Origin of the sequence: Dactylosporangium sp. NPDC005572, assembly GCF_040605515.1 — a bacterium.
Taxonomy (GTDB): domain Bacteria; phylum Actinomycetota; class Actinomycetes; order Mycobacteriales; family Micromonosporaceae; genus Dactylosporangium.
The window spans coordinates 1-15,240 of sequence record NZ_JBEXCY010000254.1 but is presented as its reverse complement, the minus strand read 5'-3'; the positions used below and the strand labels follow the sequence as shown (position 1 = coordinate 15,240).

The following is a 15,240-nucleotide window of genomic DNA, read 5'->3' as shown; positions in this document are numbered from 1 at the left end:
GGTACCAGCCCCGGTCACCAGGGCAACCTTCCCAGCAAACGGCTTCAACACATCCGTCATCATCAATAGTCCTGTCTACATCTAGGTTCGGCTGGTGGTGGGTCGTTGCACCCTAGAGCTCGAAACGGATACCGGTCAGGCGCTCGCTTTGGTTCCACAAGCGCGCGCCCTCAGCGGGGTCGTCGGCGTTGTGAGGCAGCGTCAATCGTTTCGGGGTGCCGGACGTCTGGTCGCGGCCTGCTGGCCCGTAGAAGCCGCCGCTGACAACGTCAGGGCTCGTGGCCGCATAGAGTGAAGGCCAGGCGGCTCCTTCGGCCGAACCCATTGCAATGTTGCGGGTCAGCGCGATAACAATGCGAGTCAGTAGGCTCGTGTTGTTCCTCTGAAGGTTGGTCAATGCTGCGCCGGGGTGCACCACAATCGCTCTCGTGCTCGTGCTTGTGCTGGCGAACCGGCGAGCGAGTTCCTGGGTAAACACCACGTTGGCACGCTTCGACTTGGCGTACGAGCGCATTGCGCCGTAGCGGTGCTCGCTCATCAGATCGTCCAGTTGGCCGATGCGCCAGTTCGCTGCTACTGCGCTGACCGTGATGATCCGCGCGGCGGGCGAGCGTCGCAGCGCGGGCAGCAGCCCCGCAGTGAGCGCAAAGTGTCCCAAGTGGTTCGTGCCGAAGGTCAGTTCGAACCCGTCCGTGGTGGTCCGCCGCTCGGGGATGTTCATGACCCCGGCGTTGTTGAACAGGAGGTCGATAGTCGTCGACTCCGCCAGGCGCGAGGTGGCGTTGGCGATCGATGCCAGGGATCCCAGATCCAGAACGGCAGTCTCGATCGCCGAACCCGGCTGGGCCGCGCGTAGCTCAGCCGCCGCCAGCACGAGCTTGGCCTGGTCCCTACCGGCCAGGATGACCGTAGCCCCGCGGCGAGCGAGCACACGAGCTGTCTCCAGGCCGATTCCACTGTTACCACCGGTGATCAAAGCCGTGCGACCGGACAGGTCGGCAATGTCGTCCGGTGTCCAATGGGTCATTGGCTTACGGCCGTCGGATGTCCTGGTCTTCATGGGTCAACTCCTGTTCGTGAATGATGGGGTTCGCGGTTGCGGTGCAAGCGGGTGGCACGGACAGAACGGCGCATCGCTGGACTCAGCGGCGATCGCGGATACCGGACCGTTGACCTCTAGCGGCTTCGTTGCGGTGCGTGTGTTGAGGACCCAGCGCAATGGCCACGGCGGGTGCGGTAGCGCCGCCATCGTGGACGCCCATCTCGACGGCTTGGGGACGGATCTTGAGATCGAGTGTTTTCAGCGGATCAGTTCCTCTGAACCGGATCTGCGGGTGATTCGGACCACCCGCAGTCCGCTTGCCTCGAGCCCGTGCCCTCGGTTGAACTGTGCGCTGCGACGATCTCGACAGGGACGGCCGACATTCCGGCGCAGGCTGGCGATGGGGCGGTAGCCACGTCGCCGGCGCGCTCCTTCTTGACCATTCCGTCGTTGACCTGCGGTGCAGTAACTCCCGGATGTTGCCCCAGCCGAAGTGCGACGTCAGCCCTGCCCGTTGTCCGAGTGCGGCAAGTGCCCCGGTCCGCCAGGTGATGTCGGGCTCGCTGCCGCCACCAATCCGTGGGCGCCTGACGGTCGGAGTCTGAACCTCGCCGCACCGCGCCGACGGGCTGCTCTGATCCATCTGCTCACTCCCCTGCCGCGCCTGTCGCCGCCTGAGCCGACTCATCTGACTGGTTAGTTAGAACTTACCTAGTGTCGTGCTCGGTGTCAACTACCCAGTTGATTAGCTTCAAGAGCGTCGCGACTCGACGTCGGCATGCGGCCCCAGAAGACCGCTGGGCCAAGCGTGACGGCTCGCGCTGGCCATCCGCATTTGGTGAATGAGGTTGGCCACCAAAGCAGGCCCGCCCTCGTGGCGGAACTGGGTCCTCGAGACGTGGACAGCGCCCAGCGAGCAGGTCGTAAAGGCTGGACGGGGGAGGAGGTTGGAATCAGCAGTCCGGATCATGGAGAGCGCAACTCACGAGGATCGCCGCGGCCCGGGAGGGCGCCCCTGCCCGAGTTGGCGGCGCAGTGTCGGTGAGTTAGTAACTACTTCGATCTGAAAAAAAGTAGATGTGAGTGTGGCTGCCCAGGGTTGGGTCCGTGGGCAGCCGCGGTCGGGGGTGTGCGGGGGTGGGTTATGCCGGCTGGGTTGCTGCCAGGCGGGTGATGTTGGTGGGGTTGTGGGTGGAGATGCCGTGTCCGCACCAGGTTCGGGCGCCGGTCAGGGTGGTCATTCGGGTGCGGTTCCAGCCGTAGCGGTGTTTGAGGTGGCTGATGCGGCCTTCGCAGCCGGTGCGCCATTTGACGAGTTTCCGGAATGCCGGTCGTTGTTCGTGTTGGCGGCGGGTGGCGCTGGTGGTGCCCTTGCGGGGGATCGCGACGGTGTGGACGCCCAGGTCGTGTAGCCGTGTCTCGATGGCGGCTTCGCCGTAGCCGCGGTCGGCGGTGACGGCTCGGGGGATGCGGCCGGTGCGTTGGTGGATGCGGCGGATCGCTGGTTCCAGTTGCGGGGCGTCGGCCGGGTTGCCGATCTCGACGGTGTGGTCGGTGTGGTCGAGGACGATGCCGTCGGTGTTGTCGATGACTTGGGCTTTGTAGCCGAACTCGACTGGCCGGTCGATGCGGCCTTTGCGGATCGGTCTGGCCTGCGGGTCATGGAGGCTGACCAGGCGGGTGGCCGAGTCTGGTTTGCCGCCGTCGAGCCGGGTGCGGGTCTGCGTGAGCACTTAGGCGGCCCGCGCGAGGAGTGTGTCGAGCTCGTTGACGGCCCGGTGCAGCCGGCCCCGGGCCCGACCGGCGGTGCGTGGCAGGGACCGGCGGGCGTTGCGCAGCACCGTGGCGGCTTCAGCGGCGGTCTGGTCGAGCAGACCGGCCAGCTCGCCGGTGATCCGTGCGACGGTCCGGTGGGCCTCCTCGCGGGCTGCCGCGCCGCGCAGGTGCAGGCTCAGGGCGATCGCGCGGACCCGCCGGGCGGCGGCGCGACTACGATCGCGGAACCTCGTGCGGGGTGCCGCGCCCACGGTCTTGATCCGCGCCACCAGCCGGCCGATCTTCACCACTGCCCTCGCGAGGAGCCCGGAGTCGGTCGGGTACTGGACGTTCGCCGACACCACGGTGGTGTCGGCGCGAACTTTTCCCGTCTTCACCACCCTGGCCGCGACCGCTGTGGCGAGGAGTTCCTCGTTGAGTTCGGCCACCGCCTGTTCCCCGCACCGGGTCGTGATCTTCATCAGCGTCGTCGGGTGCGGCATGCGGCCGTCGATGTCGATCCGGCAGAACCGCCGCCACGAGATCGAGTCCGACACCTCAGCACACAGCGACTCGTAACCAAGCTGGTAGCGGTGCTTGAGGAACATCAACCGCAGATACGTCTCCATCGGCACGCTCGGCCGGCCCATCCGGGCCGAGAAGAACGGCACGAACGGGACGAAGAACCGCTCATCGTCCAGCCACGCATCGACCCGTTCCAGCTCCACCGGCAGCCGCAGACACACCTCGGGCAGCACCGACTCCCACAACGACGGCTGCACGTTCCGCGTCCGCAGCATGACCGCAATCCCTTGCGCAGCAACGACTTCCTGTCACTGCCGATCGTGCTGGCCGACGCGTGTCCAGCGAAGCCGGACACGCCGACAACCATCAATCTACTTCTTCAGGTCGAAGCAACTAGCCCGACTGCCGGAGGTCCTTCGGTATTGTCACCTGTGATCAGCAACTCGACTCCATACGCGAGGTGCGGCCGCGCCGTGCCTACCGACATTTGTCGCCACTGGACGGCTGCGCCGAGGGGTCGTCGTGAGTCTCGGCCGCTCCCGACTGGCCGTCAGATCGTTCGGCACATGGCCCCAGGCGCGGACGGCACCACGAGCGCAGGGGCCGCCACCAGGAATTCCTGCGTTTTCCTGCGCGCCATTGACCAAGCAACCCCGCCCGAGCCGGACCTGCACCTGGTCCTGAACAGCTACACCACTCACAAGACCCCCAGCCTCCAGTAATGGCTGCTCGAGCAGTCCCGCTTCCACCTGCACGTCACTCCGACCTACTCGTCGCGGCTCAACCTCGTGGAACGCTCGATCGCCGAACTGGCCAACCGCACGCCCCGCCGACGGGACTGAAGATCAACTAGCTGTCCGCGAGCTTCGACTCCTTCACCGGACGAGATGGCCCGATGAAGTTGTTGATTGCCTCTACTACGGCGTTGGTGCAGTCTGATGTGACCCCATGGCCTCCGTCGAACTGGAGCAGCTCTGCTCCGGGAATTCGACCAGCGATGTGCGCCGAGTGTGCGGGATCGATGAAGTTGTCTCGCAGTCCAGTAATCACCAAGGTTGGGGTCGTGATGGAGTCGAGCTCCGCCTCGACGTCTACAGTCTGAGCGAAGGCGAGTTGGTCCGGCGTTCCGGGCTGCAGGTTTGAGCCAATTGCCAGAACCATTTCGTCCAGCATTTCTGGCGGCATCATCGCGGCAACTCGATCATTCATTCCAAGGGTGAGGAGCAGCCTTCCTACTGCCTGAGGTCCGGCGTCGAGGAGTGAAGCCCAGAGTTCCAGTCGCAGGCGCAGACTGGGCCGTGCGCTTGAGTAGCCGCATACGGAAATCAGATGCGATACCCGATCGGGAAAGAGTGAAGCCACCTTGATAGCAATCGGAGCTCCCGTTGATGCGCCGGCAATAGCAAAGCGTGTATAGCCGGCTCGCGACACCACATCTGCAATCTGCTCGGCGAGGACGACGGGATGGATTGGGCCCTGGGGCAGCGGGCTGGATCCGGATCCAGGAAGGTAAGGCAGCACGAGGGTGTGCGACTTTGCCAGTTGGCCCAAGGCCGGGCCCCAGGTCTGTGCAGGTGTGCTGCTCGTACCGTGCACGGATACGAGGACTGGTCCGGTTCCGACGACCTCGTAAGCCAACTGCTGCAGCATCACGCCTCCCCCTGCGGGTGTTTACTCGACATCGCTAGTGGCATGCCCGCAGTTGCCGTATCTCGCCATCGCGGCCGCAAGCTGGGGCCTGCAAGGCTGGTAGCCCCGGGCGGCCAGTAGAGCCTCCGCTGTGCCACCGGGCAATGGTGGCACATGGGTGTTCCTAAGGCCAGCAGAGCCTCGCCGCCACTCGTGGCGACGTTCTTATCTGTAAAGACAGCGGAGATATCCTTTCATGTTTCGCTGAGCTGTCGACTTGTGCGAATCCGGTGGGCGCTCCATCGGTACCCCAAGCGTCCGCGCCGTGTCGTGCTGTATCCAGTTGTGATCTCCGTCGAGACGTGTTGTAGAGGCTCGGCGGGCCTGGCCCGTCCGCGTTCCTAAACGGTCAACCACCTGAATAGTTGATTCAACCAACATCGACGCTGATCCAGTAGCAAAGCTAGCGGAGACGATATTGACGGTGCTATCGTCACGGTCGTCGATCTTCAGTTCGCGTGATTGGGGGGCCGAGTCATTTTTGACGCGACTACGCTGACCGAACTTTTCGCGAGACAGGCTGCGATCGATCCGCTAAAGATCGCTGTCATCGATGACGTGCGAAGGATCTCCTATGGTGAGCTCGCGTACATCAGTGAACGGCTCGCATGTGAACTTGCCACGCGAGAGCCGCGCCACCTTCCGGTAGGCCTGCTGGTCGACCGCTCGTGCGAGCTTGTCGTCGGCATGCTGGGCATCCTCCGCTCTGGTCTCGCCTACCTACCTCTGGATCCGTCTCAGCCGGACGATCGGATCCGGGAGATCCTGGCTGACGCCGACTGTGTCACGGTGGTTACTGTCGGCTCTCTTAGGGATCGAGTCTTGAGGCTGAACGTCAATGCGATCCGACTCGAGTCAATGGGTAGTCCTGGCGACCCATGTGTCAACGTTGAATTGCCGGCTGTCACACCGGATGCGCTCGCGTACGTCATCTACACATCGGGTTCAACCGGCGTGCCAAAGGGTGTCATGGTTGAGCATCGACACGTCCTGCATCTCTTGCGTGCGATGGATGAGATCTTCGAACTGAGTCGACACGACGTGTGGACGATGTATCACTCGCACGCCTTTGACGTCTCGGTGTGGGAGGTCTGGGGAGCACTTGCATACGGCGCTAGCCTCGTGGTCGTTCCCTACTGGACCAGTCGCACACCGGAGGCGATGCTCTCACTGCTTGAGCGGGAACGGGTGACGGTGATGGCGCAGACTCCGTCCGCCTTTCAGGCAATGATTCGCGCGGATATGCTCAGCAGGTCGCGCGCGGAACTCGTACTTCGCTACGTGTATCTGGCCGGGGAAAAGCTGGACTTCGGCGTGCTCCGGCCGTGGTTCCGTGCCCGGGGAGACATCGCTCCGCAGATCTTCAACGTCTACGGGCCCACTGAGACGACCGTGTATGCAACCTACCGACGCGTCACAGCGGCAGACCTAGACGGCAGTGCGAGCCTCATCGGTCACGGATTGCCCGGCATTGAAGTCGACGTTCTCGATCCGAATGGCCGGCAAGTGCCTGACGGAGTGGAGGGAGACCTTCACATCGGAGGGCCGAGTGTCTCGCGTGGATACCTAAACCAGACGGACCTAACCGAGCAACGGTTTCCGATGCGTTCGGGACAACGCTGGTATCGCACCGGCGATCTTGTCAGGCGCTTGACCGGCGGCGAGATCGCATACCTGGGACGACTCGACCACCAAATCCAGGTACGAGGGTTCCGAGTGGAGTTGGGAGAGATTGAGGCCAAACTTCGCACGCACCCGTTCGTTGCCGACTGCGCCGTCGCAGCTCGTACTGAAGAGACAGGCAGCACAACGCTGGCAGCCTACGTTGTCGCGGGCCCAGCGGCCCCAACCATGCCATGGCAAGACCAGGCCAGCCGATTCCGCAATCACCTCGCACGCCAATTGCCCGACTACATGGTCCCAGCATCGTTCACGTTATTGACGTACCTGCCATTGAACCAGAGTGGTAAGTTGGACCGTGCCGCACTACCTGCGCCCTACTTCCCGGCGCCGTTGGGAGAGCAGGATGAGTGCACGAACGATGTAGAGGCTGCACTCTGCGCATGCTGGGCCACCTATCTTGGCGTCGCCGCTGTGGCACCAGGCGACAACGTATTCCTACTCGGCGCGCACTCGATAGTTGCTGCCCAGGTTGCGTTTAGCATGCGCGAACAAGGCTATCAAATACCTCTCAAAATCCTACTCAATCAACCTATACCTCGCGAGGTTGCTGATTGGTTTCGTGCCTCAACGAACAGCGGAGCGTGATGTAATCCGTGCCGTACGTCCTCGTTGCAGCGCGGAAATGACTCCCTCACGCATCGTTGCCCGGACCGACACGGCGGGCTCCCCTCTTGTGCTATACGTGTTGGATAGCGGTCCGATCGCTCCGGGTCTAGCCCCGTCTACTCCAATGGTCGGCCTGTGGGCAGATGTCTTCGAAGAGATGTATAGCGTCCCGCCCATCGATCCTGAGTTCGACACCGCTGGCTGGCGCAGCCGAACGTCCAGCAGGCCGTTCAACAATGAGGAGATGGCCGAGTGGCTCGATGGCGCGCTAGAGCGAATCCGGCGTCTGCCAAGGAGGCGCATCCTGGAAATCGGTTGTGGTACCGGGATGCTTTTGTGGCGCCTCGTCGGAGAGTGCGACTTCTATCTTGGAGTCGACATTTCCGAGTCTGCTGTGCAGCGTGCGCGCACCATGGCCGAATTGAAGGGGGCGAGCCATGTTGTTGTCCGTTGCGGTGAAGCCGTAGACGCATCCCAGTTCTGCGGCGAGGTGGACCTGGTGCTTATAAATTCAGTCTCGCAGTACTTTCCGGACGAGGACTACCTGGAAAGAGTACTCGACGGAGCGCTGTCGGTACTGGCGCCATCGGGCAGTATCTTTGTCGGCGACGTGCGCAACGCGGACCTGCTCGATGGCCTTCTTCTAGGTTCGGTTGATCAGCGCGGATCAGTTCTCGCCAAACGGCAGAGCATTCGACAAGCGTTGACCCAGGAACGAGAACTACTACTATCGCCGCTCTGGTTTGCTCATTATGCCAATGAGCGCGGCCTAGGATTGCAGGCGATGCCCAAGACTGGACGGACAGCAAATGAACTTGCCAACTTCCGCTTTGACGCGATCCTGAGCCGTACGGGACCAGCCGATGAGATCACGTTTCGTCCGTGGGAGGGGCCTGCCGCCGCGAGGTCAGCTCTGTACAGCAACCACCGAGTGGGTTTCCGCTCGGTGCCAAACCCCGGCGTCAGCGATCTGGCGAACTCCGCGTACCACCTTCTCTACGGTCGATGCGACCGGACGGATCCATCCGTATATCACGGCATCCGACCAGCCGCACTCGCCGGCGAGTTCCAGATCAGTCTGCTGGGCGGCGCGGACGACGGCGCCTATGATCTCGTCGTCGGCCCAGGCGCCGCGCAGGTCCGAATGCCCATCACGCTGGGTGTAAGAAGACGTTTGGCCACAGTGCCCGGGCGCAGCGCCTCGAACCGTCACATCGAGGGAAAGGTCGCACCCGCCGTGGGCCAGAGGCCAGCCGCGGTGGTGCCGGTAACCCGCCTCGATGGCCCGTTGCCCCGACCTACGGGGTTGGATGCGTTACCTGCCTTTGCTCCGCCGCAGACCGGCGCCCAGCGGCGGCTTGCGGCGATATGGCGACGCGTCCTCGGCATCGACTCGATTGGCGCGCACGACAGTTTCACTGATCTTGGAGGAACGCCAGCATTTGCTCTGGAGGTTGTCAGCAAAGCGCGGGCGGACGGACTCGTCGTCAGTGTAGGTTGCCTGCTGGCCGGGCACACCCTGTCCGAGCTCGTTGCCTGACGGCCACGCCGCGGGAGCCGTCGTGTCGTCGAGCCAACGTGTGGGCTTCGGCTAGGCCGTCTGAGTACAGAGTCGATCGGAGAGTGGGGTAGGCGGCAGGTAAGAGCCGGCCATGGTTCTCGAATCCGTCCAGCATCGAACTGACAAAGTAGTGTGGCCCAAACGCGTCGCGGCCAGCCGGACGAGAATGCACCAGGCTGCACACGCCGCTGTCCTCGAGTGCTGTCTGACTGGGTTGGCCCGATCGTGGCCGGTCCGAGCGGCAGTATGCGCTGAGTGTCGCGTGATCCCGGTGCTGTTCCTTCGTGTTGTCGTCGACGAATTGCTTGACGCTGGTCTGGATTCGGCGGTCTTGGTGGGGATCTCCTCGGCGGTGCGGTGCAGGTGAAGGGTTTCGCGTCGGTGTCTTGGTGCGCGACGTAGTCGCGGATGCGAACGATGAGGGCGTTGGCGGAGGTGGACGTGCTGCGGGTGATGGACTGGCGGGTGATGGTGCCGGTTAGGTTCCGATGATGTTCGATCAGTTGCTGCCGGTCGGGCGCGGGCCTTGGGGTGCTGTGGGTGGACTGGTTGTCCAGCACGACGTGGAGCTCTTGCCGGTGTGGAGTCTCGCGGCTTTGCGCAGGAACGCCAGGAACCGGGTACCGTCACGGGTTGGCTGGCGGTCGGCGATGACCTGTCCGGTGGCGACGTCCAGGCGGTGAACAGGTTGGTGATGTTATGTCGCCGGTAGTCGTGGGTGCGCTGTTCGGCGGCCCCGAACTCCGTGGGCGGCAACGGTTGGGTGCGGTCCGATGCTTGGACCTGCGTCTTCTCATCGATCGTCCGTACGACGGCGCCGCCGGGCGGGTAGAGATACAGGCTCACGATGTCGGTGACCTTCTCGATGCGGTTCCCCTTGTAGCGTGGAGGCCAGGACTTGAGGGATAGAGGTTCATGGCTGAGACGAGACGGCGGTTCGATCCGGAGTTCCGTGCGAGTGCGGTCCGGATCGTGCGGGAGGCGGGGAAGTCGATCGCGCAGGTAGCGCGCGACCTCGGGATCAACAGCGGCACCCTGGTCATCTGGGTGAAGCAGGACCGTGAGGCTCGCGGCGAGGCCGCGGCTGGGCAGTTGGCGGAGGACGAGCGGGCGGAGCTTGCGCGGTTGCGGCGGGAGAACGCCGAGCTGGCGATGGAGCGTGACAGTCCTCAAGCGATCCGTAGTCCTGTGGGTCAAGGAAGCGCCGGGCCGGTGAGCCCGGTGAGTGTGGCCGCGTTCATCGCTGTCCAGAGGACCGAGCATGACGTGCCGTACGCGATCGCTTGTCAGGCCCTGGGTGTCTCGGAGTCATGATTCTACAAGTGGCGTGACCGGACGCCCACACCACGGCAGGACCGCCGGGCTCGGCTGGCGGCAGCGGTGCGCAAGGTTTTCGACGATCCGGGCGGCACCTATGGCAGCCCGCGTGTCGGCATTGAGCTGCGCGAGCAGGGCTGGCGGGTCTCCGACAACACGATCGCGCAGCTGATGGCCGAACTCGGGCTGGTCGCCCGGGTCAAGCGCCGCCGGCGCGGGCTGACCCGGGCGGGGAAGCGGCCGGCCGCCCCGGACCTGATCAAGCGGAAGTTCACCGCGCCAGGGCCGGATGCCGCTGGTGTGGTGACATGACCGAGATCGCCACCGGTGAGGGCAAGCTCTACCTCGCCACCGTCATCGACCTGTACTCCCGGCGCATCCTCGGCTACGCCATGGGCGACCGGCACGACGCCGATCTGGTCGTGGCGGCGTTGAACAACATGGCCGCGGTCACTCGTGGCGGCAATGTCGCCGGCGTGATCTTCAATAGCGACAGGGGCACCGAATACTGCTCGTCCGACTTCGCCAGGGCCTGCGCCCGCTGGAAGGTGCACCAGTCGATGGGCCGGGTCGGGTCCTGCTTCGACGCCGTCGCCGAGGCCACCTTCTCCACCCTCAAGGTCGAGTACGTGCACCGCCGGCAGTTCCGCACCCGCGCCGAGGCGCGAATCAAGATCGCCACCTGGATCACCGACTTCTACAACCACCGACGCCGCCACTCCGTCTGCGACGGACGCTCACCGATCGACTACGAACGATCAAGGGCTTGGCCGCTGGAGGCTCAAGCCGTATAACGGAGTCCTCCACGATTCCAGGGGATTGACACGCGACACTACTCGCGATGGGCGGCACGGTAGCGATCGACCACGTCCCGAGCGAGCCGGCCCCGATCGGAGACCTCGATCCCCTGGCGCTGCGCCCACTCACGGATCGCCTGATTGTGGTCGCGGTCACGACGCACAGGCGCAGCAGTCACCATCCCCCGTTCTGAGATGCGGCCACGTCCTGCTGCTATGGGCACGGCCCGGCCGACCTTGGTCGCTGCAGCAACAAACGGGGCTAGGGCGTCGCGCAACTGTTGGGCGTTGGCAGCACTGAGATCGATCGTGTAGAGCACGCCGTCCACCCCGAATGCCAGGCTCTCGTCCGCCGGTCCGCCGTCGATGTCGTCGATGACCTGCTGGATTACACGCCTCGCCATAGTCTGGCCCCTTTCCAAGTCGCAGCATGACCGCATCCGCCGGTCCGCAATTTGGACGGTGAACGGACTGGGCGGATCCATTCGCCGTCTAGCTGATCGTTCGGCACCGAACATGACGAATGCGAGAACCATGATCGCCAATCCGGGGGAGGTTTGCAACCCGTCGACCGAACAGCGCCAACCGTAGCGCCCTTGGTCTAGCGATCATTGAGTCGCTGGCGAGCCCCGTTTGTCCGACCTACGAGGTCGCTGCCGGGCGGGCGATCCGTGTCCAGTCGCCCCGAAACGCGTCGACGGCCTCATGCGAGGCCGCTGCTGGAAAATGGACGGCCGTCCGCAGAAGGTGCAGCCTGCCAACAGGCAAGTCGTTACCGATCAACGCTGACGGGATCGAGTACCGGCCGCCGACGGCAAGGTTACGTAACGGCGCCCGATCGCGGTGGCGTTGAACCTGCCGTCGAGTGCTCCGAAGGAAGCCCAGCTTGCCGGAGCAGTCGCTGCAATTGGACAACAGCCGCGCCGCTGTCACCTCGGCGCAGATATCCGAAAGCGGAGTTCCACCAACTGTCACCACGACCGGGCAGAGGTCGACCATATGCATCGGTTCGGCAATAGTGGCCGTGGTCACACGAACTTATCACCTCTGCAAGCAGCCGTTGTCCACAATGCACGGGCCCTGCAGATGCACCCTGCATAGCGTTCACGACGCAGCTGAAGCAGGTCTACGGCAAGCAGTAGCGAGGCGCCGGTTTTGGCCACGCCAAGGTCGGCGGCTACCAGGTGCAGCTGTGCGGTTTGAACCGCTCATCACCACGCAGCACCGGTGATCGCCGCGACTCAGCTGCGGGCCGGCAACGCCGACTCAGTCCGCGGCGCGGCGTCGCTGGTCGCCGAGTCCATCGCCACGACCAATGAGCCTTTCATCGTGGTTGACGGCTGGCTTCGATGTGGTTGAGGACGAGGGTGGCCTGGATGAGGGCGGTCGCTCGGCGTGGGCAGCAGCGGAGTTTGGTGAAGACCTTCCAGGTCTTGAGGGTGACGACGGCGCGTTCGCCGATGCCTCGGACTCGGGCGTGGCAGCGGTCGATGCTCTTCTGGCGGCGGGAGAGTCGGGGTCGTCGGTGGTGGCGTTTGAACGGGGTTCGGATGGTGCCGCCAGCGCCCTGGTCTTGTCAGCAAGGGTTGTGACGTTGTTGCGGCTGAGGACGTCGAGCAGGCCGTGGGTGCGAGCGGCGGTCAGGTCGTGGACCGCGTCGGGCAGCGCTGGTGAGGCCCAGACGAAGCGGCCGGCTGGGTCGGCGAGGAGTTGCACGTTGACGCCGTGGCGTTTGTGTTGTCCGGAGTAGTACGGCTTCTGGTCCGAGCCGCGGTCGATCGGGATGAGGGTGCCGTCGAGGATGGCGTAGGCCAGCCGGCTGGCGTGGCGGCTGGCTGCGGCGGTGTCTTCGGCCAGGGCGGCGAGCAGGTCGACGGCTTCGCGGACGTAGCGCCACGCTGTGCTGGTGCCGATGGAGAACCCGGCGGCGAGCCGTGGTTTCTCCGTTGCGTAGGTGCGCAAGCGCGAGCAGGGGCTTGCTGACCGGGGTCGAGTCGGCGCCATCGGCATCGACGCTCGGTACGGACCCCCGGATGAGTCCAGCCAAGTGGTTCAGGGTGCGAGTGGACAGCGGAATCGTGGCAGGGTACGACAGCAACGAGGCTCCCGGTCGGGGCACCTTGGTCGACTGCTGTCTTACCGGGAGCCTCGACCTATGCCGATCCCCACCCCTGCAGCACCCCCCATGACCAGCACGGTCACGATGAAAATGGCTCAATGCGGTCCTGACCACTCAAGCCGCTCGGTCCGCGGCCACGACGAACGCAGCGGCAGCGGCGCATGAGATCGTGCTGTGCGCGGACTCGGTGTTCCCCTCCCGCGCAGTCAACGAGGCGTGTCTGACTGAGCGGGCCTCGCCGGATTGCCGGGAGCAGTGTCCGACATCGAGTCCAGTCACGTGGAGACGACCTCGACGGCCCTACTGAACAGCACCGTCACCACCGTCAACCTGGCTCCATCAACGCTCGACGGCAGTGTTTGGATTGTTGAGTGCGTCATATAGAACCAGTTCACGGACGGCGGCGAGCCCAACGCAGGATGCGCCCGCCAGAACCGGGTTGGGCGTAGTCTGCACGGAGACTGGGGGAATGTCCAACGCACCGATGGCGGCGATTCGGTCTTGCAGCCCTTGCGCTAGTGCCGCCACGGCTCCTTCAGGGACGGTGCCGGCAAGGACTATGCGATCTAGGTCTAGTGTGCGTGCGAGAGTTACGGCGTACGTAGCGATTTCATCAACGAAGCAGGCCGACACTTGCGAGCCGGCGGCCGCGGGCACCTGCAGCAAGTCGCGCCAGCCGACTCGACCGCTCGGACCACGGAACAGTCGACCATCGGCGATGATTGCTACCTTCGCCTCGTCAGCTATCCACATCAGGGCGAAATCGCGAACTCCCGCGGCGGCGAGCGCATCGCGCTCCGCCACCGCGGCTAGGTTCGCGACGCTGTCGAGAACAACTGAGCAAGCTAGACGTGTACGCATGCTTTCGCACAGAGCCGCCACATCACAAGTGGTCTCGGCCATCTCCACTCCCACCACCGCATGACGTATTCGCTGAATATCGACAGCGGCGTCTGTCGCGAGCCTGACGGTCTTGTCGACCACTACCCGCGAACGTCGACGGCTGGTAACCGGTGGACACCGCATATCGGCAATGAGAGTCCCCACGAAATTGACGATGCTGACGCGTGTTCGTTCACGGGTTACTTCAACAACCACCACATAGGCCATCGACGGTGGAATCTCATAGGTGAGAGATTCTGGGCCGCGACGACCGAGAGTGCGCTGCGTGCCCATGCAGCGCAGCACACCTCGTTCCGCTAGGCGGGCAACCAGCGCATACGCTGTGGGTCGTGACACCCCGATCGAGGTGCTCAGCTCTATCGGAGTCGCAGCGCCGTGTGACAGCAAGAACTGAAGTGCTGCACGGTCGTTGGCCTCACGTAACGGGTGGATGCCGCGCCGACGCGCATGCCGCTGGTCGATGGTCACACCCCATAGACGAGCTGCCGCCTTTGTGTGTTCAATTGAGCCCATTCGGCCGCCTTGCCAAGTCGCTTCCGCGGACCGGCAGTGACGCGAGCCAGCAAGGTCGAAGTGCCGACGTCGTGACGGGCGGACGAAGGCTGTGGCGTGCATCGGAACGTCACAGTGAAGCAGAGAGCCGTTCTCGGGAAGCCCTGTGCAACCACGATCCAGCCCGGCGGTGACGTCTGAAAACGGACAGATCCAAGGTTGCTGAGACGGGGCTCAGCGGGCCGGGCCGGCGGGTGGCGGCGACGCCAGCTGGCTGGGCAGGGTCGCCAGCACTGACTGTGCGCTGCGGTTCCGAACCTCGCCGTCGCGAGCGCGACCAGCGCTAGGCTGATCAGCACGCACTGACGCCCGCCGACTATATGGCCGAGAACTGTCGTAGGCCGCTGAGATGGTCCGACCCATGGCAACGGGCAGGCGCATCGGCAGGTATCAGGCGTCCTGCGAGGACGGGTACTGTACGGTCGCCGGCTGAGCTGGCCGGCCGAAGATGAGGGCCGTGCGCTCCGTCTCGTTCTCGTCGGAGGGGTCGACTAGCACGAGACCCTTCACCGGAGCGGCGTTGCGGGAGGCGAGGAGGCGCACGATCGGGCCACCCCAACTGTGCCCGACCAGCACGAACGGTCCCGTCAGCGAGCCCAGCAACGCGCCGAGGTCGTCCGCGAGACGGGCCGGCGTGCGCGGCCGCGGCCCGTCGTCGCTCGCGGCGCATGCCCGCACGGTCGTAGACCAC

General features: G+C 64.4%; 11 protein-coding genes and 2 pseudogenes. 5 read left to right on the top strand and 8 right to left on the bottom strand.

Annotation, left to right across the window (positions count from 1 at the left end; translation table 11 throughout):
* Positions 1-112: 112 nt before the first annotated feature.
* The 3 genes and pseudogenes from ABZS66_RS54290 to ABZS66_RS54280 all read right to left on the bottom strand — a co-directional run bounded on the left by ABZS66_RS54290 (position 113) and on the right by ABZS66_RS54280 (position 4,972).
* On the bottom strand, positions 113-1,060 hold the full coding sequence (locus ABZS66_RS54290) for an oxidoreductase (RefSeq protein ID WP_354771569.1): 948 nt from the start codon (positions 1,058-1,060) through the stop codon (positions 113-115).
* A gap of 1,124 nt (positions 1,061-2,184) precedes the next feature.
* Positions 2,185-3,597 (bottom strand): annotated as a pseudogene (locus tag ABZS66_RS54285) (ISNCY family transposase).
* Positions 3,598-4,171: 574 nt separating this feature from the next.
* On the bottom strand, positions 4,172-4,972 hold the full coding sequence (locus tag ABZS66_RS54280; protein ID WP_354771567.1) for an alpha/beta hydrolase: 801 nt from the start codon (positions 4,970-4,972) through the stop codon (positions 4,172-4,174).
* 501 nt (positions 4,973-5,473) lie between these two features.
* Between ABZS66_RS54280 and ABZS66_RS54275 the strand changes: the two genes are divergently transcribed.
* The 5 genes from ABZS66_RS54275 (at position 5,474) to ABZS66_RS54255 (ending at position 10,972) form a co-directional block, all read left to right on the top strand.
* The gene (locus ABZS66_RS54275) at positions 5,474-7,279 is read left to right on the top strand and encodes a non-ribosomal peptide synthetase (RefSeq protein WP_354771565.1); all 1,806 of its coding nucleotides are present in this window, start codon (positions 5,474-5,476) and stop codon (positions 7,277-7,279) included.
* Between the two features lie 145 nt (positions 7,280-7,424).
* Positions 7,425-8,840, top strand: coding sequence for a methyltransferase domain-containing protein (locus tag ABZS66_RS54270; RefSeq protein WP_354771563.1), 1,416 nt, complete (start codon positions 7,425-7,427; stop codon positions 8,838-8,840).
* Positions 8,841-9,776: 936 nt separating this feature from the next.
* Entirely contained in the window at positions 9,777-10,175 is a 399-nt protein-coding gene (locus ABZS66_RS54265; RefSeq protein WP_354771562.1) for a transposase, read from the top strand.
* A 54-nt stretch (positions 10,176-10,229) separates the two neighbouring features.
* Complete coding sequence (locus ABZS66_RS54260) at positions 10,230-10,490, top strand: transposase (RefSeq protein WP_354771571.1); 261 nt, start codon at positions 10,230-10,232, stop codon at positions 10,488-10,490.
* The gene (locus ABZS66_RS54255; protein WP_354771560.1) at positions 10,487-10,972 is read left to right on the top strand and encodes an IS3 family transposase; all 486 of its coding nucleotides are present in this window, start codon (positions 10,487-10,489) and stop codon (positions 10,970-10,972) included. The genes ABZS66_RS54260 and ABZS66_RS54255 overlap by 4 nt, the downstream gene beginning before the upstream one ends.
* A 38-nt stretch (positions 10,973-11,010) precedes the next feature.
* Here the strand turns inward: ABZS66_RS54255 and ABZS66_RS54250 are convergent, their stop codons facing one another.
* The 5 genes and pseudogenes from ABZS66_RS54250 to ABZS66_RS54230 form a co-directional block, all read right to left on the bottom strand.
* Complete coding sequence (locus tag ABZS66_RS54250; protein ID WP_354771558.1) at positions 11,011-11,379, bottom strand: Lsr2 family protein; 369 nt, start codon at positions 11,377-11,379, stop codon at positions 11,011-11,013.
* Between the two features lie 238 nt (positions 11,380-11,617).
* Positions 11,618-12,007, bottom strand: coding sequence for a hypothetical protein (locus tag ABZS66_RS54245; protein WP_354771557.1), 390 nt, complete (start codon positions 12,005-12,007; stop codon positions 11,618-11,620).
* A gap of 292 nt (positions 12,008-12,299) precedes the next feature.
* Positions 12,300-13,073: pseudogene (locus ABZS66_RS54240) on the bottom strand (transposase family protein).
* Positions 13,074-13,433: 360 nt separating this feature from the next.
* Positions 13,434-14,270 (bottom strand): hypothetical protein, encoded by an 837-nt coding sequence (locus ABZS66_RS54235; protein WP_354771555.1) that lies wholly within the window; start codon positions 14,268-14,270, stop codon positions 13,434-13,436.
* Positions 14,271-14,939: 669 nt separating this feature from the next.
* The coding region (locus tag ABZS66_RS54230; RefSeq protein WP_354771553.1) for an alpha/beta fold hydrolase at positions 14,940-15,240 on the bottom strand (301 nt) is incomplete at its 5' end.

What these genes read in the sequence shown, in the direction of transcription:
- ABZS66_RS54290 (WP_354771569.1), bottom strand. Translation starts at nt 1,060, where the DNA reads ATGAAGACCAGGACATCCGACGGCCGTAAGCCAATGACCCATTGGACA.
- ABZS66_RS54280 (WP_354771567.1), bottom strand. Translation starts at nt 4,972, where the DNA reads ATGCTGCAGCAGTTGGCTTACGAGGTCGTCGGAACCGGACCAGTCCTC.
- ABZS66_RS54270 (WP_354771563.1), top strand. Translation starts at nt 7,425, where the DNA reads ATGGTCGGCCTGTGGGCAGATGTCTTCGAAGAGATGTATAGCGTCCCG.
- ABZS66_RS54265 (WP_354771562.1), top strand. Translation starts at nt 9,777, where the DNA reads ATGGCTGAGACGAGACGGCGGTTCGATCCGGAGTTCCGTGCGAGTGCG.
- ABZS66_RS54255 (WP_354771560.1), top strand. Translation starts at nt 10,487, where the DNA reads ATGACCGAGATCGCCACCGGTGAGGGCAAGCTCTACCTCGCCACCGTC.
- ABZS66_RS54250 (WP_354771558.1), bottom strand. Translation starts at nt 11,379, where the DNA reads ATGGCGAGGCGTGTAATCCAGCAGGTCATCGACGACATCGACGGCGGA.
- ABZS66_RS54235 (WP_354771555.1), bottom strand. Translation starts at nt 14,270, where the DNA reads ATGGGCACGCAGCGCACTCTCGGTCGTCGCGGCCCAGAATCTCTCACC.